Raw genomic sequence first — 24671 nt, 5'->3', positions numbered from 1 at the left:
TCTCCGCCCAGTCCTCCACGTTCAGCACCCTCCTACCTCAGAGGGGGTCAACTTTCGGAAGACTCCTGGGGGTCAGTTTTCACGAAGCGACGACACGTTTGAACCTGGACCGTCACACGGTGACCAAATGGCGGGCGCGGTTCGTCACCGACCGGCTGGACGGCTTGAGCGACGAACCGCGCCCCGGTCGGCCGCGCACGATATCCGATGAGCAGGTCGTGGTGACCACGCTGGAAACCAGCCGGCGAACGCGACGCACTGGTCGATCCGGTCACTGGCGGCGCAGACCGGGATGACGCAGTCGGCGGTCTCACGGATCTGGCGGGCGTTCGGTCTCAAACCGCACGAGGTGGACACGTTCAAGATCAGCAAGGATCCGTTGTTCGTGGACAAGGTCCGCGACGTGGTCGGGCTGTATCTGGATCCGCCCGCGAAGGCGGTGGTGCTGTGCGTGGACGAGAAGTCCCAGATCCAGGCGCTGGACCGCTCGGCTCCGGTGTTGCCGATGCTGCCCGGCGTGCCCGAACGGCAAAGTTTCGACTACATCCGCCACGGAACCACCAGCCTCTTCGCTGCCCTCGAAGTCGCCACCGGGCAGGTCATTAGCGCGGTCAAACGCCGGCATCGGCACCAGGAGTTCCTCGGCTTCCTGCTCACCATCGACAAGAACGTGCCTGCCGAGCTGGCCGTGCACGTGTCGTGCTGGACAACCTCTCGACCCATAAAACACCAGCGGTGAAAACCTGACTGCTCAACCATCCCCGGTTCCACCTGCACTTCACCCCGACCGGCTCCAGCTGGCTCAACCTCGTCGAACGCTGCTTCGCCGAGATCACAGTCAAACTGCTCCGCCGCGGTGTCCACCGCTCGGTCACTGCCCTCGAACGCGACATCCTCGACTGGATCCGACACTGGAACACCAACCCCAGGACATTAGCCCCTCGGCGCCTGCTCGATCGTACGGCGATCTGGTTCACCTTTGACCATGTTTTCTTCACCTTTGGTCATGTTTCGCATCTGCCGTCCGTGCGGTCGCCCGCGACAGGTTAATCTGTCATCTGTGCGGTCGCCCACAACCGGCTCCTGCGGGACGCTCCTACGGGCCGCCTCACATCCCGTAAGCTGGAATCGCTGACCAATCGATGCCAACCAACTTGTGCGCGCGTTTCCGGAGCCGTGACTATAGAGGCACATAAGACGCGATTCCATGGACGATCCGAGTCCTGACACTATTATCAGATCGTGCGTCCTCGATTCGAGAAATCGTCCGCAGACGCCGCTGCTCACAGCGCCACACTTCGACACCCCGGCTCAACCGAAAGCCGAGTAGCATTTCCCGGCTTTGTCCCACCGGCCATGGAATTAGGGGAAGGACCGGCCCACCAGTGAGTAACCGTATTCCTCCCGATATCACCCTCGATGTCAAGCGCCTGGCAGAGGTTCCCCTGGGCAGAGCAGGCCGGGCCGTACTCGTGGACGGACCGCCCGCCTGCGGCAAGACGACGGTCGTGAGGCAGATCGTGGGACGCGCGGTCGCCGTCGGCTACGTCGCAGCCACCGCCACCTGCGCACACACCGAGCGTAAGCTGCCTTTCGGCGTGCTCAGCCAGCTGGCCTACGGCTCGGGCCGGGGCCGAGAGGGCGACCCCGACATCGAGGCCCTGTCCGAGCTGTTCACCGCGACGGCCGTACCCACCGACGAGGCCGAATTGCTCCAGCTGTGCCACCGGCTGTGCAACGCGATCATTGCCATCTCCGAGCGTGTCCCGCTGGTGATCGCGGTCGACGACGTCCGCCGTGGCGACGTCCCCTCCCTGCACGTGCTGTTGCAGCTGATCCGCAGGCTGGACTCGGCACGGGTGCTCGTCGTGTTCTCCGACGACCTGCGGCTGCCGGCCACCTTCCTGCCGCTGCGCTACGAGCTGCTGCGCCTGCACGACCTGCACCGCGTCCAGGTCGGCCCGCTGACAGTCGGACAGGTGAGCAGCAGGGTCGGCGGCGAGCTGGGCGTCGGCGCCCTGGACCGCACCAACTTCATGGGGTTCACCGGCGGCAATCCGCTGCTGCTTGACGCGCTGCTGACCGACCTGTCCGAGGCGGGCGAGCCGAGGGAGTTGGGCTACGGGCACGCATTCCTGTCCTGCCTGCACCGCAACGAGCCGATCTTCCTGGACGCCGTGCGCGCCATGGCCGTGTTCGGACCGGCAGCGCCCGCCGAGCTGAGCCGGGTCGCCGGGCACGAGCTGGGCCAGATCAGTCAGGTGCTGGCCGCCCTGGAGGACTGTGGCCTGCTGGCGGAGAGCGGGTTCCGGCACGAGGTGGCCAGGCAGGCCGTGCTCGCCGACACCCCGGCGACCGAACAAGAGATCCTGCACCGCAGGGCCGCCCGGCTGCTGCGCGACCGGGGCGGCACGGCCACCGCCATCACCGGCCACCTGCTGCTGGCCGGCCGGATCACCGACCCGTGGTCGGCCGACATGCTACTGGAGGCCGCCGAGCAGGCGCTGCCCAGGAACGAACTGGTCGCTGCGGTGGAGCTGCTCCACCGCGCGCTGGACTGCTGTCCCGACCGGGATCGGCGGATCGCCATCCAGGCCAGGCTGGTCTCGACGGAGTGGCGGATCAACCCGTCGACGGCGGCCAGGCACCTGTCCGCGATGCTCTCGGCGTTCCGCGCCGAGCAACTGCCCGTCCAGGACGCGCTCATGCTGGTGAAGAACCTGCTCTGGCACGGCAGGATGGCCGATGCGGAGAGCATTCTGTCCCAGCTGCGGTCAAACTCGGCGGCCACCGAGCTGATGCCCTCCTTCGAGCAGTGGCTGACCTGTACCTACGCCGGGCTGGCCAGGCCACGCACGGTCCAACACCGACACACCGATTCGCTGCTGACCAGGGTCGAGCTGTGGCCGCAGGCCGTCGAGGTGCTCACAGACGTGCTGGTGGCCGGACACACCGAGGACATCGTGCGCAGAGCCGAGGCGGTGCTGCGCGAGCGGCAGTTGGCGCACGGACTGTCCGGTCGGCCCGACGCACTGATCTTCGCGCTGTTCTCGCTGATCTACAGTGACCGGTCGGAAACCGCGTCGGTCTGGTGCGAGACGCTGCTGGCGGACCCCGGCGTCCGGCACGGCCCGATGTTGCACGCGGCGCTGATGCTGACGGCAGCGGAGTGCGCGCTGCGCCGTGGCGACCACCTGAAGGCAGCCGAACTGGTCACCGAGACGTTCGCGCTGGTCTCCCCCGGTGGCTGGGGCGTTCACGTCGGGCTGCCGCTGAGCATCCGCATCCTCGCGCTGACCAGGATGGGACGGCTCGAGGAGGCCAGGGCCGCTGTCGGCCAACCGGTGCCGGACGCGATGTTCACCGACCGGCACGGCTTGCACTACCTCTACTCTAGGGGCTACTTCTTCCTGGCCGTGGGCCGCTACCAGGCCGCTCTGGGCGACTTTCTGCTCTGCGGCGAACTGCTCACCAGGTGGGGGCTCGGCGGCGGCTGCGCCCCGGTGCCGTGGCGGACCGCCGCCGCCGAGGCGTGGCTCGCGCTGGGCAACCGGGATCAGACCCGCACGCTCATCCACGAACAGCTGAGCAGGCCGGGCACCGACAGCGCCAGGGCCCGCGGCCAGGCGCTGCGGCTGCTCGCCCAGACTAGTGCGGCCAAGCGCAGGCCCCGGTTGCTCAACGAGGCCGCGTCGCTGTGCGAGTCGGTCGACGACAAGTACGAGCTGGCCCGTGCCCTACACGACCTCGCCCAGGCCCAGCGCGCCCTCGGCGAGAACAAGTTGGCCCGGCGGGTCACCCGCAGGGCGTGGCGTGTGGCCAAGATGTGCGACGCCGCGCCGCTGTGCGACGACCTGATGCCGGTCGGCGGGGATGTCATCGACTCCGAGCTGCTGCCCAAACAGCAGTACGGCATCGACCAGCTGACCCACTCCGAGCACCGGGTGGCCGCGCTGGCCTCCGCCGGTATGACGAACCGGGAGATCGCTGACAGACTGTTCGTCACCCAGAGCACCGTGGAGCAGCACCTGACGCGGGTTTTTCGCAAGCTCGGCATCAAGCAGCGCGAACAGCTCCCGCCCGAGCTGGCAGTGGACAGGTCGAAGTCAGCATGACCGGCAGGAACAACAGCGGGGTTGGCGCCCGCCCCAGGCGCGAAGCACGAGGGAGATCCGTCCGATGAACATCGCACTGTGGGTGGTCCAGGTGGTGCTGGCATTCGCATTCGCCGCAGCAGGTTTGTTGAAGGCGACCCAGCCGATTGCCAAGCTGGGCGGCATGCTGCCCTGGGTGACCGACTTCACCGTCTCGACCGTCCGTCTGATCGGCGTGGTCGAGGTGCTCGGCGCGCTGGGTCTGGTGCTCCCGGCGCTGACTGGCATCCTGCCGGTGCTCACCCCGATGGCCGCAGTCGGCCTGGCGCTGACTATGGTGGGCGCCGCAGTACTGCACGTGCGTCGCAAGGAGAACAACGCGCTGGCCAGTCCGATCGTGCTGTTCCTGCTGGCCGCGTTCGTCGTGTGGGGCCGGTTCGGACCGTACGCGCTCTGAGAGGCTCCCGACGGGACTGGAGCGTTGACCACGAAGGTTCGCCGGGTTGGTGACACGCCGGGCAATGGTCCTAGACGCTGAGCTGTGTTGATCTCACGCTCGACGACGAAGTCGCTGTCGAACGTGAGGAACGCCGATGGCCGAGCCGGTTCAGAGCACGGCGATTAACCGAAGACGAGGTACGCACGCTGCTGCGGATCACTCGTCGTGGTAAGCACGAGTCGATCCGGGTGCGGCGGGCGACGATCATCATGGCCTCGGCATCTGGGTCGCCGGTACCCGTGATCGCCACCTGCTCGGCAGGGAACGACTCCGCCAGATCCTGCGCCAGCACGGGATCACCTTTCCAGCACATGCGGACCTGGAAGGAATCCACCGATCCCGGACTCGACGCCAAGCTCGACCGCATCGAGCACGTCATGACCCGGTTTCCGCGGCGGCGCTTCGCCTTCGACCAGTTCGGCCCGTTGTCGATCCGCCCGCACCACGGCTGCGGCTGGGCACCACGAACCCGGCCCGGTCGGCTGCCCGCGACCTACACCCGTACGCACGGCATCCGCTACTTCCACGGTTACTACTCGCTGGGCGACGACCTGCTCTGGGCCCTGATGCGCCGCCCTCAAGGTGGTGACCACAGCCTCGCCACCTTGAGAAGTCGATCAGAGCGGCAAGACCGGCCGGCGCTCCGATCTACGTGATCATGGACAACCCATCGGCTAACAAGACCCCGCAGATCCGCAAGTGGGCAGCGCACAACAACGTCGAACTCTGCCTGACACCGACCTGCACCTCGTGGGACAACCCCGATCGAGGCCCAGTTCGGGCCGCCACGCACGTTCACGATAAGCAACTCCCACCACCCGACCACAGCGTGCTCGCCCGCCGGATCCAGGCATACCTGCGATGGCGCAACGCCAACGCCCAGCACCCCGACATCCTGGTCGCCCAACGCAAAGAACGAGCCCGCATCCGCAGCGAACGCCAACAACGCTGGGGCCGCTAAAGAACCCGAGCCGCCCGACCAACCCGGCAAAACCGAGGTGGTCAACACACAAGGGGGTCCGCCGGGTTCGTCCGGCGGCCCCCCTGTGTCCGACATTCACCGGGTGGCGCGCGGCATCCCGGCCAGGGTCGCGGTGACCACCTCTTCAGCCACGTCCGTCACCAGTCCCACTCCGGTCGGACCGTCCAACACGAACGTCAGCCCGCCGGTGGACTTCTTATCCCGGCGCATCAGCGCGACCAGTTCGGCGTCGGACACCCCGGCCACCAGTTCGGTGGGCAGCCCGTAGCCGGCGACGACGTCGTGGTGCTCGGCAACCCTGGCCGGGCCGATCCGGCCGAGTGCGCGGGCAAGGCGGCCAGCGAACACCGTGCCGATCGCCACCCCCTCGCCGTGGCGGACCGCGAACCCGGTGGCCCGTTCCAGGGCATGGCCCAGTGTGTGGCCGTAGTTGAGGATGTGTCGCAGTCCGGAGTCGCGCTCGTCGGCCGCGACCACCCGCGCCTTGAGCGCGACGCTGGCCGCGACCTGGTCCAGCAGCGGCAGTCGGTCCAGGTCGGGCGCGCCGATGAAGTGGCAGCGCGCGATCTCGCCGAGTCCGTTGCGCAGTTCTCGCTCGGGGAGCGTGGCGAGCAGGTCGAGGTCGCAGAGCACGGCGGCGGGCTGCCAATAGGCGCCGACCAGGTTCTTGCCCTCGGGCAAATTCACTGCGGTCTTGCCGCCGACGCTCGCGTCGACCTGGGCCAACAGCGTGGTGGGTAGGTGCACCACGGGGGTTCCCCGGTGGTGGAGGGAGGCGGCGAGGCCGACGGTGTCGGTGGTGGTGCCACCGCCGCAGGAGATGATGACGTCGGCTCGGGTCAGCCCGAACTCGACGAACCGACTGCACAGGCGGGCGACGGTCGCGAGGTTCTTGTACTGCTCGCCGTCACTGGCGGAGATCATCAGCGAGGGCACGCCCGGGTCCGGCGTCTGCTCCGGCGGCCTCGCCGTGACCACGACCGCCCGGTTCGCTCCGAGCCGGGCGACGACCTCCGGCAACAGCGAGCGCACCCCATGTCCGATGTGCACGGTGTAGGCCCGGCTGCCCAGTTCCACCCTGACCTCTCGGGTCGCGGTCCCAGTAACAGCGGTCACGATTTCTCTCCAAGAGATCAGGCCACCAACAGGGTCATGGCGGCACCGGCAGTAGCAACAGCGGGCAGGCCGAGTCGGTTGTCTGTCAGCTGGACCTGTCGGAACAGGTGCAGTTCACGGGGTGCCCGGTCGGTGACCGCCACCTGCAACAGGTCGAAATAGCGCTGCCAGGCCGATGCCGATCCGATTGCCGAATCGACGGGCGGTCCACCGGTGGAACGCTGGGCGGCGGCGGCGATGGCCGTACGCTGTTCCGAGCCTAGCGACCGGCTCCGATCCAACCAGTACTGGAAGAGAAATCCGCGGCGGACGACGGGCGGAACAAGTTCCAACACATTCGTCAGGTGATATAGCGCGGTTCGCAGCAGGCCGTCCCGGTCGGTTTCCGGACCGACCAGCGCGTCGACGGCGAGCTCACTGGAGGCGGTGGCCAGCGCCTGTTCCGCGGCTGGCTCCTCCTGGGGCTGCTCCGCCGTCGGATCGGCATCCCCGGTGGCCAACCCGACGCCGATGCCCTGGGCGGCCGCCGCGGCGCAGAGCACACCGAGCACCTGTCCACGCACCTGCTCGGTGACCCGCATCCGTAACACCACAACAGGTTCCGCGTTCCTGGGGCCACCAGTCAGTCGCGTACGGACGAACGACCACGGCTGGTCGGGGTGCCAGGTGTGCAGCTCGCGCACCGCAGGCGGCAGGACAGCGAGTACCGCCCGTGCCGGGTCCGACGCACCGGGGCGGTCGTCCGTGAGCAGCCAGTCCGACCAGGTCGGTCGCCCGATGCGCGGGGTCTGGACGTCCAGTGCTCCGCCGAGTCGCGTCCCGACGGGCCAGGTCCTAGTCATGTCCACCACATCTTCCGAAGGTAGGACCGGGGATTCCCGGATATCTCGGTGGTGTCGCGGCGCCACACCAACCCTGTCAACAATAAGGCCTTCAGTTATTCGCAATTTCGTGTAATTGAAGTTAGGGGGATACAGGGGGGCGGCTTAGGGGGCGACGCTGGGGGGAGGGGAACAAAAATCGTAGTCACGGCAGTCGACGAGTTCCAGACCGGCTGCGGGACCGGGTTCGCCGCTTCGATAGTGCTCCCGGGCCCGCACTCGCACGTATCGAAGGGCGTGGTGGCATTGCTGCGGACCGACCTGATCCGCCCGGTTCCCGAGCTGCTGCGGGCGAACGCGGATCGATTCGGCGACAAGCTGGCCTATTCGGACGGCGACCGGACCGTCGGCCACGCCGAACTGGAGCGCCGCACCTGGCGGCTGGCCGGGCACCTCGGCGGGCTGCGGCTGCACCCCGGCGACCGAGCCATGCTGTGCCTGGGAAACCGCGTCGAAATGATCGAGAGCTATTTCGGCGTGCTGCGCGCCGACGCGGTCGCGGTGCCGGTCAACCCGCGCTCGACCGACGCCGAGCTGGCATACCTGCTCGCCGACAGCGGCGCCCGGCTGGTGATCACCGACAGCGCGCTCGCGGCCAGGTTCGACCGGCTGCGTGCCGAGCGATTCGCTGACCTGACGATCGTGGCCATCAAGGACGGGCCGCTGCCCGCCGAGGTCATGCCGTTCGAACCGTTGGCGGCCACCGAGCCGGAGCTGCCCGCTCGCGACGACCTCGCGCTGGACGACATCGCGTGGATGCTCTACACGTCGGGCACGACCGGCCGCCCCAAGGGCGTGCTGTCCACCCAGCGCAGCTGCCTGTGGTCGGTCGCGGCTTGCTACGTGCCAGCGCCCGACCTGAGCAGCGAGGACCGCATCCTGTGGCCGCTGCCGCTGTTCCACAGCCTCTCGCACATCAACTGCCTGCTCGCAGCCACCGCCGTCGGTGCGAGCACCAGGATCGTCGACGGCACCTCGGCCCCGGACGTGCTGGCCGCACTAGAGCAGGAGCGCTCGACCTACGTGGCCGGGGTACCCACATTCTACCGCTACCTGGTGGACGCCGCACGGAAGCGGGACTTCTCCGCCCCGCAGCTGCGCGCCGGCCTGGTCGGTGGCGCCGTGACGGCCGCCGAACTGCTGCGCTCGTTCCAGGAGACGTTCAACGTCCCGCTAATCGACGCCTACGGCAGCACCGAGACCTGTGGCGCGATCACAGTGAACTGGCCGACGGGGGCGCGGGTGGAGGGCTCGTGCGGGCTGCCCGTGCCGGGTCTGACCGTGCGCCTGGTCGATCCGGACACCCAACTGGACGTGGCCGCCGGCGAGGAGGGCGAGTTCTGGGTAGCCGGGCCGAACGTGATGCTCGGCTACCACAACCAGCCCGAGGCCACCGCCGACGTACTGCGCGACGGCTGGTACCGCACCGGAGACCTTGGCCGCCGGGACGAGGCCGGCTACTGCTCTGTCACCGGCCGGATCAAGGAACTGATCATCCGGGGCGGCGAGAACATCCACCCCGGCGAGGTCGAGGCCGTGGTCAGGACAGTTGTTGGCGTGGCGGACGTGGCCGTGGTGGGCAAGCCGCACGACGTGCTGGGCGAGGTCCCGGTGGCGTTCGTGGTGCCGGGGCCCGACAGGTTCGACCCGGTCGCCGTACTGGCCGCTTGCCGCGAGCAGCTGTCCTACTTCAAGGTGCCGGACGAGATCTATGAGATCAACCGGGTCCCGCGCACGGCTTCGGGCAAGACGACCCGGCACGTGCTGCTGGACATGCCGGCCAGGTTGCGGGCCGCCGCGAGCGGTCAGTACCAGTCGATGCTGCGCCTGGACTGGTTGCCAGGCGCGGCCCTGTCTGGGATCGAGGACGCCGACCTGACTGGTGTCAGCTCGTGGGCATTCGCCGATGACGACACGTTCGGTATCGCCGAGGGGCTGCGCGCGGCGGGCGTCGACGTGCACCCGGACCTGGCCGAGGCTCCCGACGTCGTGGTCGTGACCGCCGAGGGCGAGCACAGTGAGGTCGCGGACGACGTCAAGGCGCGCGCGACCGCGCTGGCCGAGCGGCTGAGCGCATGGCTGGCCGAGGACCGGCTCAACCGCACCCGGTTCGTGGTGCTCACCTCGGGCGCGGTGTCGACCGGTCCCGAGGAGACCGTGCACGAGCTGCGGTCGGCCCCGCTGTGGGGTGTGGCGCGCTCAGTGCAAGCAGCGTTCCCCGGTCGCGTAGTCGTGGCCGACCTCGACCCCGGCGAGCAGTCCGGCGCCGGGCAGGCGTTGGTCCGGATCATCGCCGCCGGACACGAGCAGGCCGCAGTCCGCGATGGTGTGCTGTTGGTGCCGCGCCTGGCCAGGGTGTCGGTGCCTGCCGAGCCGGAGCCGGTCTCCGCGCCGGACCCGGACGGGCTTGTGATCGTCGCGGGTAGTGACTCGCCCAGGGGGGCCGCGCTGGCACGCCACCTGGTGTCCGCGCACGGAGTGCGGCACCTGCTTTTGCTGTCGGCCGACGGGTTGCCCGAGCCCGCTGCGGCCGAGTTGGAGTCCACCTTCGCCGCTGCCGGTGCGCGCGCCAGGTCGACCGCGTGCGACCTCGCCGACCGCGATATGCTGCAAGCCCTGTTGGCCGTGCAGGACCGCCCGGTCAGTGCCGTCGTTCACGTCGGCAGTGTCGGCCGCTCGCTGCGCGAGACCAGCCGTGGGCTGGCGAACCTGCACGAGCTGACCCGCGCTGCCGGTCCGGTCCTGTTCGTCACCGTCACCTCAGTGGCCGGGGTGCTCGGCTCCCCCGGTGATCCCGACCGGGCCGCCGCCGACCAGTTCGCCGAGGCTCTGGTACGACGTCGTCGGGCCCGTGGGCTGAGTGGGCTCGCCCTGGCCTGGGGTCCGCTGCCGGGTGAACCGACCGAGACCGGCGTCAGTGCGGTCCCGATGGCCGAGGCGCTCACGCTGTTCGACGCGGCGCTGACGGCCGACCAGGGCCCGTTAATGCTGTTGGGTCTCGGTGCGATGGGTGCCCGCCGGTCCAGTGGCCCGCTGCCCGTGGTGCTGCGTGACCTGGTCGACGGTGGGAGGAGCGTGGTCGAGGCTCCGGACACGGCCGCCACCGCGGAGTTCCGTCGGCAGCTGGCCGACGCTGGTGAGCACCGCGCCCGTCGGATCGCGCTCGACCTGGTGCGAGAGCAGACCGCGGCGGCGCTCGGGTTGGGCGTTGACGCGACCGTGGCCGCCAACCAGGCCTTCCGCGACTTCGGTGTCACGTCGCTGACTGCTGTCGCGCTGCGAAACCGGATCAACGCGGCCACCGGCGCCACGCTGGCCGCGACCGTCGCGTTCGACCAACCGACCCCGGCCGCTCTGGCCGAGCACCTGATCCGCGAGATCACCGGCAGCAGCCCGGTGACCGCGGGCACCCCGGCCGTAAAGTCCACTGTGGATGAACCGGTCGTGATCGTGGCCATGGGCTGTCGGCTGCCCGGCGGGGTCGGCTCGCCAGAGGACCTGTGGCAGTTGGTCGCCGACGGACGGGACGCCATCGGCCCGTTCCCCGACGACCGCGGTTGGGACCTGGCCACGCTGCTCGACGGCGACCTGGACGCCCCGGGCCGCTCCTGCGTGCACGAAGGCGGTTTCCTGACCGACGCCGGCGACTTCGACGCGCAGTTCTTCGGCATCTCCCCGCGTGAGGCCCTGGCCATGGACCCGCAGCAACGGCTGCTGCTGGAGACCTGCTGGGAGACGATCGAGCGCGCGGGCATCGACCCGCATTCCCTGCACGGCAACGATGTCGGCGTGTTCAGCGGTCTGATGTACCACGACTACGGGACCGATCCGGGCACGGCTCCGGAGGGCCTGGAGGGTTTCGTCAGCACCGGCAGCGCAGGCAGTGTGGTCTCCGGTCGCGTGGCGTACGCGCTCGGGTTGACCGGTCCCGCGCTGACCGTCGACACGGCGTGCTCGTCCTCGTTGGTCGCGATCCACCTCGCCGCGCAGGCGCTGCACTCGGGCGAGTGCTCGATGGCGCTGGCCGGCGGTGTGGCCGTAATGGGTCAGCCGACCTCGTTCGTGGAGTTCTCCCGGCAGCGCGGACTGGCCCAGGACGGCCGGTGCAAGTCCTTCTCCGACGACGCCGACGGCACCAACTGGTCCGAGGGCGTCGGGATTCTCCTGCTGGAGCGGCTTTCCGACGCGCAGCGGAACGGGCACCCGGTGCTCGCGGTGCTGCGCGGTTCGGCGGTCAACCAGGACGGGGCCTCCAACGGCCTGACCGCGCCGAACGGCCTGGCCCAGCAACGGGTGATCCGCCGGGCGCTGGCCATCGCGAACCTGCGACCATCCGATGTGGACGCCGTGGAGGCGCACGGCACCGGCACCAGCCTCGGTGACCCAATCGAGGCCCAGGCCCTGTTGGCCACCTACGGCCAGGACCGTGACCGGCCGCTGTGGCTGGGTTCGCTCAAGTCCAACATCGGGCATGCGCAGGCGGCGGCCGGCGTGGCCGGTGTGATCAAGATGGTCCAAGCGCTGCGGCACAGGGTGCTCCCCCGCACCCTGCACGTCGACCGGCCGTCGTCGAAGATCGAGTGGCACACCGGTTCGGTCGAGCTACTGACCGAGGCGCGGTCCTGGGAGTCCACCGGGCAGCCGCGCCGAGCTGGCATCTCCTCGTTCGGGGTCAGCGGCACGAACGCGCACCTGGTAATCGAGGAGGGCCCGTCGCCGGTTCCGGCTAGGGCGGGCGAACCGGCCGGTCTGGCTGTCAGCAGCGGGGTCGCGCCGTGGGTGCTGTCCGGGCGGACCCCGGTGGCCCTGGCCGCGCAGGCCGAGCGGCTGCACTCGTACCTGGACGACGCGGCCGACCCGCTCGCGGTCGGTCTCGCCCTGGCCACCGGGCGGGCGAAGTTCGACCACCGCGCCGTTGTCATGGGAACCGACGGACTGACCGCGCTGGCCACAGGCAAGCCGTCCGCGCGAGTGGTCACCGGACGCGCGGACGTGGACGGACTGGTTGCGTTCGTGTTCCCAGGCCAGGGCGCGCAGTGGGCCAGGATGGGCCAGGACCTGCTGCCGTCCTCGCCGGTGTTCGCCGCGCGACTGCGCGAGTGCTCCGAGGCGCTGGAGCACTGGATGGGCTGGTCGCTGGTCGAGCTGCTGGCCGACGGGGACGAGCTGGACCGCGTCAACGTGGTGCAGCCAGCGTCCTGGGCGGTGATGGTCGCGCTGGCCGCGCTGTGGGAGTCCTGCGGTATCCGGCCGGACGCCGTGGTCGGGCACTCGCAGGGCGAGATCGCCGCTGCGGTCGTCGGCGGCTGGCTGTCCTTGGAGGACGCGGCCAGGATCGTGGCCCTGCGCAGCCGGACGATCGGTGAGCACCTGGCCGGACACGGCGGCATGATGTCGGTGGCCACCGGTCTCGGCCAGGTTGAGGACGTGCTCGTCGGCTGGGAGGGCCGGATTTGGGTCGCGGCCGTCAACGGGCCCGCCGCCACCGTCGTGGCCGGGGACCCGGACGCTCTGCGGGAACTAGCCGCCCACTGCGACGAGCAGGGCATCCGCGCCCGGATCATCCCTGTGGACTACGCCAGCCACACCGGGCACGTCGACGCGCTCGAAGGCCCGTTGCACGACCTGCTGGCCGGGGTGACCGGGCAGCAGGGCCACGTGCCGTGGATGTCTACTGTGGACGTCAACTGGGTCAATCCCGCCATGGCGGCCGGTATCGACGCCAGTTACTGGTTCCGCAATCTGCGCCGCCCGGTCCAGTTCGCCGACGCGGTGGCCGCGCTGGCCAGGTCAGGGCACCGGGTGTTCGTCGAGGTGTCCAGCCACCCGGTGCTCACCGCCGCCACCAGCGACGTCCTGGAGGCGACCGACGTTCGGGACGCGCTGGTAGTCGGTTCACTGCGGCGCGATGACGGCGGGGCCGACCGGTTCCTGACCGGGCTGGCCGAGCTGCACGTCCGGGGCGTTCCGGTCGACCTGGCCGGTCTGTTCACCGGGGTGGCCCCGGGGCGGATCGACCTGCCCACGTACGCGTTCCAGGGCGAGCGGTACTGGCTCACACGCCCTCCCGCCGTCGGTTCGGAGTTCGACGCTGCAGGACATCCACTGCTGAGCGCGGTGGTTCCGCTGCCCGGCACCGGCGGGGTATTGCTGTCGGGGCGGCTGTCGCACCGACGCCAGCCCTGGCTAACCGAGCACGCCGTGTCCGGAACCGTCCTGCTGCCTGGGGCCGCGATCGTCGAGCTAGCTGTCAGGGCCGGTGACGAGATCGGATGCGGAACCCTGCGGGAGCTGGTGATCAGCCAGCCGCTCGTGCTGCCGGACGACGTCGAGGTGGACGTCCAGGTGCTCGTGGGTGGCCAGGACGAGCAGGGCAACCGCGACCTGCACATGTATTCGCGCACCGGCACGGCCGAGTGGACCGAGCATGCCTCGGGTTCGTTGAGCACCGAGACCGGGTCGACCAGTAAGTCCACCGAGGACTGGCCGCCAGCCGGCGCGGTTCCTGTTGCACTGAAAGGTTTCTACGACCACCTGAACGAGCTGGGCTACGAGTACGGCCCGCTGTTCCGTGGCCTGAGCAAGGCGTGGACGCGCGACGGCGAGGTGTTCGCCGAGGCCGTGCTGCCCGAGGACGCCATTAGCACCGGGTTCGGGATCAACCCGGCCCTGCTGGACGGGGCGTTGCACGCAGGAAACCTTTGTGTGCCACCGGCTCCCGGCCGGTCCCTGCTGCCGTTCGCCTGGCACGACGTGCGATTGCACGCGACCGGTGCGACCGCTGTCCGGGTACACGCCCGCGCGACCGGCGAGGACTCGCTGACCCTCACGCTGAGCGACACCGACGGTGCATTGGTGGCGACCATCGGCGGGCTGACGCTGCGACCGATGACCGCGAGCACGTTCGCGCGCCGGTCCACCGACTCCCTATTCACCATCGACTGGACCGAGACCGCAGCCGCCGAGGCAGCGGACCACACGGTCGCCGACACCCGCGCCTGGGCTGTCGATGGCACCGATCTCCCGACCAGGTCTCGCGCGCTGGCCACGCAAACCCTTGCACTGCTCCAGAACTGGCTCGACCAAGCCGAGGACGGGCCGCTCGTGGTGGTCACGTCCGGAGCAGTGGCTGTGAGCAACGACGCCGAGCTCACCGACCCGGCCGCCGCCGCGGTCTGGGGGCTCGTGCGGTCCGCCCAGTCCGAGCACCCGGGCAGGTTCGTGCTCGTGGACGTGGCCGACGGGTCGGAGATCGTGATCCCGGACGGCGAGCCGCAGGTGGCCGTCCGCGTTGGTACGCCTTGGGTTCCGCGACTGCGTCGGGTCACGGCCGGGCTCACCCCGCCCGCCGACCCGTATTGGTACCTGGACGCCGCCACGACCGGTTCGCTGGACGGTCTCGCGCTGGTGCCGAACCCGGACGCGCTCGCCGAACTGGCTTCTGGTGAGGTTCGGGTCGAGGTGCGCGCGGCCGGGCAGAACTTCCGGGACGTGCTGGTCGCGCTGAACAGCGTCGCCGGGCAGGAAGGGCTGGGTGGCGAGGGTTCCGGTGTGGTTGTCGAGGTGGGCCCGGACGTGACCGGGCTCGCCGTCGGCGACCACGTGCTGGGCCTGTTCCCGCGCTCGTTCGGGCCGTTGGCCGTCGCGGATGCCCGCACGATCGCGCGGATGCCTCAGGGCTGGTCGTTCACGGACGCCGCTGGTGTTCCGGTCGCGTTCCTCACCGCTTTGCACGGCTTGCAGGACATCGCGGGTCTCGCGGCCGGGGAAACCGTGCTCGTGCACGCCGCCGCCGGTGGTGTCGGTCAGGCCGCGATCCAGCTCGCACAGCACTTCGGTGCGACCGTGCTCGCCACCGCACACCCGAGCAAGCACGGCGTGCTGGAGCGGTTGGGCCTGTCGGCCGCACAGCTGTCATCGAGCCGGAATCTGAACTACACCCACGTGTTCACCGGTGTGGACGTGGTGTTGAACTCGCTAGTGCACGAGCACGTGGACGCCTCGCTGGACCTGCTGGGTGATGGCGGCCGGTTCGTGGAGATCGGCAAGAACGACATCCGGAATGCGGAAACCGTTGTCGAGCAGCACAGTGGTGTGCGGTACCGGGCATTCGACCTGGGCGCGGACGCCGGACCGGACCGGATCGCGCAGTTGCTCGACCAGCTGGTGGAGCTGTTCGAGGCCGGGGCACTGAAGCCGCTGCCGGTCCACCCCTGGGACATCACGCAGGCGGCCGCGGCCTTCCGGGAGATGAGCCGTGGCCAGCACTCCGGCAAGATCGTCCTTACCATCCCACGCCCGCTCGACCCGCAGGGCACGGTCCTGATCACCGGCGGCACCGGCACCCTGGGCGCCACGGCGGCCCGGCACCTGGTGACCGTGCACGGAGCGCGGAACCTGCTGCTGACCAGCCGCCAGGGCCCAGCCGCTCCCGGCGCCCAGGAACTGACTGCCGAGCTGCGGGAACTCGGTGCGGCAGTCGAGATCATCGCGTGCGACGTGGCCGACCGGGACGCCCTGGCCGCGCTGCTCGCAACCCGGTCGCTCACGGCCGTCATCCACACCGCCGGGGCACTCGACGACGGCGCGATCACCGCACTCACCGCGGACCGCTTCGACGCCGTGTTCCGCCCCAAAATCGACGCGATCACGCACCTGGACGAGCTGACCCGAGACGCCGACCTGGCCGCGTTCGTCATCTACTCCTCAGCCGCCGGCACGCTGGGCAACGCCGGGCAGGGCAACTACGCGGCTGCAAACGCCGTCCTGGACGCGGTGGCCCGCACCCGACACGCACACGCCCGGCCCGCCACTTCGCTGGCCTGGGGTCTGTGGAGCGACACCAGCGCCCTGACGTCCACAATGGACGACAGCGCCGTGCGCCGGACCCAGCGCGCCGGTGTGCTGGGCATGGACAACGACGAGGCGCTGGCCGTGCTGGACAGCGCGCTGGCGTCGGGGCTGCCCGCGCTGGTCGCGGCCAGGATCGACCTGAACGTGCTGCGCGACCAGAACACCGCCTCGGCGCTGTCGCCGCTGCTGCGCGGTCTTGCCCGGCCGTCCCGACGCGCCGCTGCTGCTCGGGACCGTGGACCGGCCGCGGGGGGCGGGCTCGCCGGGCAGCTGGACGCGCTTACCCCGGCGGCCCAGGACGAACTGCTCGTCGAACTGGTGCGTGGCGAAGCAGCCGCGGTGCTCGGCCATGCCGGGCCGGAGCTCATCGAGCCGCATGTCGCGTTCCGGGACATGGGCTTCGACTCGCTGACCGCCGTGGAACTGCGCAACCGGCTTGCCACGGCCACCGGGCTGCGCCTGTCCGCCACCACCACGTTCGACTACCCGACCCCGATCCAACTCGGCGCGCGGCTGCGCACCGAACTCGGCGGCGCGGTGCCCGAACCGCAGCGTACTGCCGTCGTCCGGACAACTCCGGTCGACGAGCCGATCGCGATCGTGTCGATGGCGTGCCGACTTCCCGGTGGCGTCGTCGATCCGGCCAGTCTGTGGGACATGCTCACCAACGAGCGCGACGGCATCACCGACTTCCCGGACGACCGTGGTTGGGACCTGGAAGTGCTCTACGACGCTGATCCCGATACGCCTGGAAGCTCGTACGTGCTGCGCGGTGGCTTCTTGCCCGAGGCGGGCGGGTTCGACGCGGCGTTCTTCGGGATCTCCCCTCGTGAAGCACTGGCTATGGACCCGCAGCAGCGCGTGTTCCTGGAGGCGTGCTGGGAAGCGCTCGAGCGCGCTGGGATGGATCCGACCGCCCAGCGCGGCACCGACACCGGGGTGTTCGCCGGTGTTATCGACCAGAACTACGGCGTACGGTCCGGGACGGCCCCGGAAGAGCTCGAGGGCTACCTACTCACCGGCACCGCCACTTCTGTCGCCTCGGGCCGGGTCGCGTACCTGTTCGGACTCGAAGGGCCCGCGGTCACCGTGGACACGGCGTGTTCCTCCTCGCTGGTGGCCACACACTGGGCGGTTCAGGCGCTGCGGCGCGGTGAGTGCTCGATGGCGCTGGCCGGTGGTGTGACGATCATGGGCGGCTCCTCGGCATTCGTGGAGTTCTCGCGGCAACGCGGACTTGCCCCGGACGGGAACTGCAAGCCGTTCGCCGCCGAGGCGGACGGAACCGTGTTCAGCGAGGGCGCCGCCGTGCTGCTGCTGGAGCGGTTGTCCGACGCACAGCGCAACGGGCACCCGGTGCTCGCGCTGATCCGTGGCTCGGCGCTCAACCAGGACGGCGCGTCCAACGGTCTGACCGCACCCAGTGGTCCGGCCCAGCAGCGGGTGATCCTGGCCGCGCTGGCCGACGCCGGGCTCGAACCGTCCGATGTGGACGCGGTGGAGGCGCACGGCACAGGCACCGCGCTCGGTGACCCGATCGAGGCCGGTGCGCTGCTGGCCACCTACGGTCGGGACCGGGACGAGGACAACCCGGTGTGGCTCGGTTCGCTGAAGTCCAACACCGGACACACCCTGGCCGCGGCCGGCGCCTCGAGTGTGATCAAGATGGTTCTGTCGCTACGCAACGGAGTTCTGCCCCGCTCGCTGCACGCCGACGAGCCCAGCGCCGAGGTGGACTGGGCCTCCGGTGGGGTGCGTCTGCTGACCGAGTCGCGGGCGTGGCCGGACAACGGTCGGGTCCGCAGGGCCGGTGTCTCCTCGTTCGGTATCAGCGGCACGAACGCGCACCTGGTGCTGGAGGCGGCTCCGGCAACCGAACCGGCCACCGCCGTCAAGAGCGATGTCGAGCCGGGTCCGGTGCAAGCCTCGGGTGTGTTCCCGTGGGTGCTGTCGGCCAGGACGCCGGACGCTGTGTCCGCCCAGGCCGCGAAACTGGCTGATTTCCTGCGCGCCCAGGACGCTCCGGCCGCTCCGGCCGACATCGCCTGGTCGCTGGCCACCACTCGACCAATGCACCAGCACCGGGCCGTGCTGGTCGGTGACGGCACGGAAGCACTGCTGACCGCTGCCGACGCGCTCGCCGCCGGTGAGGCCAGCCCCGCCGTGCTCACCGGGACCGTGCTGAGCACCAAGACCGTCTTCGTGTTCCCCGGCCAGGGTGCGCAGTGGGCCGGGATGGGCCGCGTCCTGCTCGCGTCCTCGTCGGTGTTCGCCGCGCGGCTGCGCGAGTGCGCTGACGCGCTATCCCCGTACACCGACTGGAACCTGCTCGACGTCGTCGTCGGCGCCGAAGGCGCGCCGAGGTTCGAGCGGGTCGACGTGTTGCAGCCGACCTCGTGGGCGGTCATGGTGTCGCTGGCCGCGCTGTGGCGGTCCTGTGGCGTCGAACCGGACGCTGTGGTCGGGCACTCGCAGGGTGAGATCGCCGCTGCGGTCGTCGGTGGCTACCTGACGTTGGAGAACGCGGCGAAGATCGTGGCGCTGCGCAGCCGCCTGATCGCCGAAGAGCTGACCGGGCGCGGCGGCATGATGTCGGTGGTCGCCTCCGCCGAGTGGGTCACCAAGGTGCTGGAGCCCTGGTCGGACCAGCTGTGGATCGCCGCCGTCAACGGGCCGGCTTCTGTATCGGTGTCCGGTGACCCGCAGGCGCTGCACGAGTTCGGCCGGGTGCTGTCCAAGGCCAGGGTCTACCGCTGGCAGTTGCCTGGGGTCGACTTCGCCGGCCACTCCGGCCACGTGGACGACATCAGAGAGCAGCTGCACGCGGCGCTGGCGGATGTCCCCGCCAAGGCGGGAAGCGTGCCCTGGCTGTCCACTGTGGACGCCCAGTGGGTGAACCACAACCAGGTGGACGCCGAATACTGGTACCGCAACCTGCGCGATGTCGTGCGGTTCGGCGACGCCACGCAGGCCCTGCTCGACTCGGGTCACCGGGCGTTCGTCGAGGTCTCCACGCACCCGGTGCTGACAACCGCGATCGGCGACGTGGCCGAGGCTCAGCAGGACCTGCGGGTGGCCGTGGCGGGCACACTGCGCCGGGACGACGGCGGAGCTGACCGGTTCGCCGTCGCGCTGGGCGAGGTCGTGGCCGCTGGTGTTGCCGTAGACTGGACGGCCGTGTTCGCGGGTGTGGACACGAATGTCGTCGAACTGCCGACGTACGCGTTCCACCACGAGCGGTACTGGCTGAACGCGGGACGCAGCGGCGACCTGCGCATGGTGGGCCTGCGCCAGTCGACGCACCCGCTGGTCGGCGCGGTGGTCAGCGTCCCGGACACCGGCGGTGTGCTGTTGTCCGGCCGACTGTCCCGGTCTGGCCAAGCATGGTTGGACGACCACGCGCTGTCCGGGGTCGTGCTGCTGCCGGGCACTGCCCTGGTCGAACTGGCCGTGCGTGCCGGCGACGAGACCGGCACCCCGGTCGTGGACGAGCTGGTGCTAAGCCAGCCGATCCTGTTGCCGGACAACGGTTCTCTCCAGGTTCAGGCCCTCGTGGGCGCGGAGGCCGACGACGGTCGACGCCCGGTCGCGGTGTACACCCGTCGCGAGGACACCGAACCCTGGACCGAGCATGCGTCCGGCACGCTGGCGCCCGAGCAGGCCGGTGTTCCCGCCGAGACCGTGGCGCTGGGCACGCAGAGCTGGCCGCCGGCGGGCGCTGAGCGCGTGGACCTGAGCGGGTTCTACAACGGGCTAGCCGCCGCCGGGTTCGAGTACGGTCCGGTCTTCAGCGGGCTGACCGCCAGCTGGACCCGCGATGGCGAGGTGTTCGCGGAGATCACCCTGCCCGAGGAGCAGCACGGCGCTGCCAGCCGGTTCGGCGTGCACCCAGCGCTGCTGGACGCGGCGCTGCACGCGGCGAACCTGTGCACTGAGCACGGCGTGGGCACCGCGCTTCCCTTCACCTGGAACGATGTTCAGCTACACGCGGCGGGGGCAACCTCGCTGCGCGTGCACGTCACGACGGACGGGGCGGAGCGCCTGACCGTGCGCGCGACCGACCCGGACGGTGTTCCGGTCGTGACGGTCGGCTCGTTGGTGCTGCGCGCGACCAGCGCCAACCAGCTGCGCACGACCTCGGCCATGAACGACGGGCTTTACACGCTCGACTGGACCGCGCATCCGTTGCCCAGCAACGAGGTGGACACGTTGTACACGCTGGTGGACACACGCGACTGGGACCTGTCCCAGGGCGAGGACCGAGCCCGCTCGATCACCACCAAGGCGCTGACCCGGATCCAGAACGCGCTGACCACCGATGACGGCTGCCTTGTCCTGGTCACGCGGGGCGCGGTCGCCGTGTACGAGGACGCCGAGGTCACCGATCCGGCCGCCGCCGCAGTGTGGGGTCTGGTCCGGACCGCGCAAAGCGAGAACCCGGGTCGGGTCGCGGTGATCGATGTGGACGGGTCCTCCGACCACGTCCTGCTGGTCGCCGCCGGACTGGCCAACGGTTCCGAGCCGCAGTTGGCTGTGCGCAACGGTTCCGCGTTCGTTCCGCGTCTGGTGCGGGCGTCCGGTGTCCTGGCTGTGCCCGCCACGGACGCCTGGCACTTGGACGCCACGGTCAAGGGCACGTTGGAGAACCTGGCGCTGCTCCCCCACCCAGCCGCCGAGGCCCCGTTGACCGCCGGTCAGGTGCGCGTCGCGGTTCGGGCCGCAGGTCTGAACTTCCGCGATGTGCTCATCACGCTCGGTATGTACGCGTCGGTGATCGGCACCGAAGGTTCCGGGGTGGTCGTCGAGGCCGCGCCGGACGTCACGCACCTCGCGGTCGGCGACCGGGTGATGGGGATGCTGCCCGAATCGTTCGGGCCGCTGTCGGTGGCCGACGCCCGCACGGTCGTGCGGATGCCGCGCGGCTGGTCGTTCACCGATGCCGCGAGCGTTCCGGTCGCGTTCCTGACCGCGCTGTACGGTCTGCGCGACCTGGGTCAGCTGGCTGAGGGTGAGACCGTGCTCGTGCATGCCGCCGCCGGTGGTGTCGGTATGGCCGCCGTGCAGTTGGCGCAGCACTTCGGTGCTGTGGTGCTGGGCACCGCGCACCCGTCCAAGCACGCCACGCTCACCGACCTCGCCGGGGTCTCCTCCAGTCGTGACCTCGGGTACGCGGACACCTTCCCGGCTGTCGATGTCGTGCTGAACTCGTTGATGGGCGGGCACATCGACGCCTCGCTTGGCCTGCTGCGCGACGGCGGCCGGTTCGTGGAGATGGGCCGCACGGACATCCGGGACGCCGATGAGGTCGCCAAGGCGCACCCCGGCCGGGTCTACCGCGCGTTCGACCTCGGCGGGGACGCCGGGCCGGACCGGATCCAGGAACTGCTCACCGAACTGGTGGAACTGTTCGAGCAGGGCGCGATCCGGCCGCTTCCGGTGCGCACCTGGGACGTCGTGCGGGCGCCGGAGGCGTTCCGGTTCATGAGCCAGGGCCGACACGTCGGCAAGATCGTGCTGACCCTGCCGTGCCGGATCGACCGGGACGGCACGGTGCTGATCACCGGTGGCACGGGCACGCTCGGGGCCGCGCTGGCCCGCCACTTGGTGGCCGTGCACGGGGCAAGGCACCTGCTGCTGGTCAGTCGCAGTGGCGGAAACGCCGCCAGTGCAGCGGAGCTGGCCGAGCTGGACGCGGACGTGCGGATTGTGGCGTGTGACGTCGCGGACCAGACCGCGCTCGCCGAACTGCTCGCGTCGGTCCCGGCCGAGCACCCGCTGACCGGTGTCGTGCACACTGCGGGCACGCTGGACGACGGTGTGCTCACCGCGCAGGATGCGGACCGGGTGGCCACGGTGTTCCGCCCCAAGGCCGATGCCGCGCTGCTGCTGCACGAGCTGACCGCCGGAACCGAGCTGGCCGTGTTCGCCGTCTACTCGTCGGTGGCCGGTGTGCTTGGCAACGCGGGTCAGGCCAACTACGCCGCCGCGAACACGTACCTGGACGCGCTGATGCAGTACCGCCGGGCCGCCGGTCTGGCCGGGCTGTCCCTGGTGTGGGGTCGGTGGGCCGAGGAAAGCGCGCTCACCGCAGGCCTGTCCGCCACCCGCCGGGAACTGGTTCGCCCGATGGACACCGCGTCCGCGCTGGGCCTGTTCGACGCGGCGCACGAACTGGGCTGGTCGACCGTAGTCACCGCCAAACTGGACGCCGCCGCGCTGCGCAACGACCCGACGTTGGCGCCGCCGTTGCGCGGTCTGGTCCGCCAGGGCCGTCGGACGCTGACCGCGGTCGGTTTGGATGACCACGGCCTGGCCGCGACGCTGGCCACGATGAACGAGAGCGACCGGCACTGGTTCGTGCTGGACCTGGTGCGCTCGCACGCGGCCGTGGTGCTCGGCCTGCCGAGCAAGGACACGATCGACGCCGAGCGCGCGTTCAACGAGACCGGCTTCGACTCGCTGACCGCGGTCGAGCTGCGCAACCGGCTCGCTGCGGCCACCGGGCTGCGCCTGCCCGCCACGCTGGTGTTCGACCACGCCAACCCGACCTCGCTGGCCGCGCACCTGCGGGCCGAGCTGGGCAGAGGCGAGGCCGTGCCGGCGCAGATCGTGGTCAGGGCGAGCACTCCGGTGGACGACGACCCGATCGTGATCGTGTCCGCCAGCTGCCGGCTGCCCGGTGGGGCGAACACGCCGGAAGCGCTGTGGGAGCTGCTGACCGAGGGGCGGGACGCGATCACCTCGTTCCCCGGTGACCGTGGCTGGGACCTGGACGCGCTGTACGACGCTGACCCGGACCACCCGGGCACGACGTACGTGCGGGACGGCGGTTTCGTCCACGACGCGCCTGAGTTCGACGCCGAGTTCTTCGGCATCTCCCCGCGCGAGGCCATGGCGACCGACCCGCAGCAGCGGTTGCTCGCCGAGACCTCCTGGGAGCTGTTCGAGCGTGCCGGGATCGACCCGGTCTCCTTGCGGGGCAAGGACGTCGGCGTGTTCGCCGGGGTGATCAACCAGGAGTACGGCACGCACTCGGAGTCGATCCCGCCGGAGCTTGAGGGTTACCTCGTGACCGGTTCGACCACGAGCATCGCGTCCGGCCGGGTGTCCTACCTGCTCGGCCTGACCGGTCCGGCGGTCACCGTGGACACCGCGTGCTCCTCCTCGCTGGTGGCGATCCACCTTGCCGCGCAGGCGCTTCGGTCCGGCGAGTGCTCGATGGCCATCGCCGGTGGCGCGACCGTGATCGCCAAGCCGGGCGGGTTCGTCGGGTTCTCCCGGCAGCGCGGTCTGGCCCGCGACGGACGTTGCAAGGCGTTCAGCGAGGGCGCTGACGGCATGGCGTTCGCCGAGGGCGCCGGACTTCTGTTGCTGGAGCGGCTGTCCGAAGCCCGCCGCAACGGGCACTCGGTGCTGGCAGTGGTTCGCGCGACGGCTCTCAACCAGGACGGCACGTCCAACGGCCTGACAGCCCCGAACGGGCCGTCGCAGCAGCGGGTCATCCGGCAGGCGCTGGCCAACGGCGGCCTGGAACCATCCGATGTGGACGTCGTGGAGGCGCACGGAACGGGCACCGCGCTGGGCGACCCGATCGAGGCCGGTGCGCTGCTGGCCGTCTATGGCCGGGACCGCGACCCGGAGCAGCCGCTCTGGCTGGGCTCGATCAAGTCGAACATCGGGCACACCCAGGCGGCGGCCGGTGTGGCCGGCGTGCTCAAGATGACTTTGGCACTCCAGCACGGTCTGCTCCCCCGCACCCTGCACGCGGAAGTCCCCTCGTCCAAGGTGGACTGGGAGTCCGGCGCGGTGTCGCTGCTGACCGAGGCACGACCGTGGCCAGAGACCGGCCGTCCGCGCCGGGCCGGGATTTCCTCGTTCGGCATCTCCGGCACGAACGCGCACGTCCTGCTGGAACAGGCCCCTGACGAGCCGGTCGTGGAGCGCACGGCCCTGGAGGGCGCTGGGCTGGCCGCCGCGGGCGCGGTGGTCTGGCCGGTGTCCGGTCGCACCCCGGCCGCGCTGCGGGATCAGGCTGCTCGACTTGCTGGTGTGTCAGCTGATCCGGCTGACCTCGGTTGGTCGCTGGCCACCACGCGGTCCGCGTTCGCGCACCGGGCGGTTGTCGTCGCCGGTTCGGCTTCGGACGCTGCTGAGGGGCTGGCTGCGCTGGCTGAGGGCCGCTCCTCCGCGTTCACCATCACCGGCGAAGCCACAGTCTCCGGCAAAACCGCATTCGTCTTCCCCGG

8 protein-coding genes and 1 pseudogene are annotated in these 24671 nt (G+C 70.2%); 6 read left to right on the top strand and 3 right to left on the bottom strand.

The window, feature by feature from the left end; translation table 11 throughout:
- Window positions 1-113: 113 nt before the first annotated feature.
- The 3 genes and pseudogenes from AB0N03_RS50690 to AB0N03_RS50680 form a co-directional block, all read left to right on the top strand.
- Window positions 114-1050 (top strand): annotated as a pseudogene (locus AB0N03_RS50690) (IS630 family transposase); the annotation flags it as partial.
- A gap of 335 nt (window positions 1051-1385) precedes the next feature.
- Window positions 1386-4115: an AAA family ATPase gene (locus tag AB0N03_RS50685; protein ID WP_364388467.1), complete on the top strand. Its 2730-nt coding sequence runs from the start codon at window positions 1386-1388 to the stop codon at window positions 4113-4115.
- Between the two features lie 64 nt (window positions 4116-4179).
- Window positions 4180-4551, top strand: a complete 372-nt coding sequence (locus tag AB0N03_RS50680; protein ID WP_364388465.1) for a DoxX family protein — start codon at window positions 4180-4182, stop codon at window positions 4549-4551.
- A gap of 70 nt (window positions 4552-4621) precedes the next feature.
- On the opposite strand, the gene AB0N03_RS50675 is transcribed toward AB0N03_RS50680, so the two are convergent.
- Complete coding sequence (locus tag AB0N03_RS50675; protein WP_364388463.1) at window positions 4622-4885, bottom strand: hypothetical protein; 264 nt, start codon at window positions 4883-4885, stop codon at window positions 4622-4624.
- A 19-nt stretch (window positions 4886-4904) separates the two neighbouring features.
- On the opposite strand from AB0N03_RS50675, the gene AB0N03_RS50670 reads away from it, so the two are divergent.
- Together AB0N03_RS50670 and AB0N03_RS50665 are read left to right on the top strand one after the other, a co-directional pair.
- On the top strand, window positions 4905-5249 hold the full coding sequence (locus tag AB0N03_RS50670; protein WP_364388460.1) for a hypothetical protein: 345 nt from the start codon (window positions 4905-4907) through the stop codon (window positions 5247-5249).
- A 2-nt stretch (window positions 5250-5251) separates the two neighbouring features.
- Window positions 5252-5554, top strand: a complete 303-nt coding sequence (locus AB0N03_RS50665) for a hypothetical protein (protein WP_364388458.1) — start codon at window positions 5252-5254, stop codon at window positions 5552-5554.
- A gap of 96 nt (window positions 5555-5650) precedes the next feature.
- Here AB0N03_RS50665 and AB0N03_RS50660 read toward each other — a convergent pair whose 3' ends face one another.
- Window positions 5651-6652: a 3-dehydroquinate synthase family protein gene (locus tag AB0N03_RS50660; RefSeq protein ID WP_364388455.1), complete on the bottom strand. Its 1002-nt coding sequence runs from the start codon at window positions 6650-6652 to the stop codon at window positions 5651-5653.
- 56 nt (window positions 6653-6708) lie between these two features.
- Window positions 6709-7272 carry a hypothetical protein gene (locus AB0N03_RS50655; protein ID WP_364388453.1) on the bottom strand — a complete coding sequence of 188 codons (564 nt, stop codon included), beginning with the start codon at window positions 7270-7272 and terminating at the stop codon, window positions 6709-6711.
- 540 nt (window positions 7273-7812) lie between these two features.
- Between AB0N03_RS50655 and AB0N03_RS50650 the strand changes: the two genes are divergently transcribed.
- On the top strand, window positions 7813-24671 hold a 16859-nt coding region (locus AB0N03_RS50650; protein WP_364388450.1), incomplete at its 3' end, for an SDR family NAD(P)-dependent oxidoreductase.

This window comes from Amycolatopsis sp. NPDC051061 (assembly GCF_040682935.1).
Taxonomy (GTDB): domain Bacteria; phylum Actinomycetota; class Actinomycetes; order Mycobacteriales; family Pseudonocardiaceae; genus Amycolatopsis.
Note: the sequence above shows the minus strand (reverse complement) of the source record. Positions and strands in the feature narration are given on the sequence as shown.

Coding starts and splice junctions, on each gene's coding strand:
- AB0N03_RS50680 (WP_364388465.1), top strand. CDS start 4,180: ATGAACATCGCACTGTGGGTGGTCCAGGTGGTGCTGGCATTCGCATTC.
- AB0N03_RS50670 (WP_364388460.1), top strand. CDS start 4,905: ATGCGGACCTGGAAGGAATCCACCGATCCCGGACTCGACGCCAAGCTC.
- AB0N03_RS50665 (WP_364388458.1), top strand. CDS start 5,252: ATGGACAACCCATCGGCTAACAAGACCCCGCAGATCCGCAAGTGGGCA.
- AB0N03_RS50655 (WP_364388453.1), bottom strand. CDS start 7,272: ATGCGGGTCACCGAGCAGGTGCGTGGACAGGTGCTCGGTGTGCTCTGC.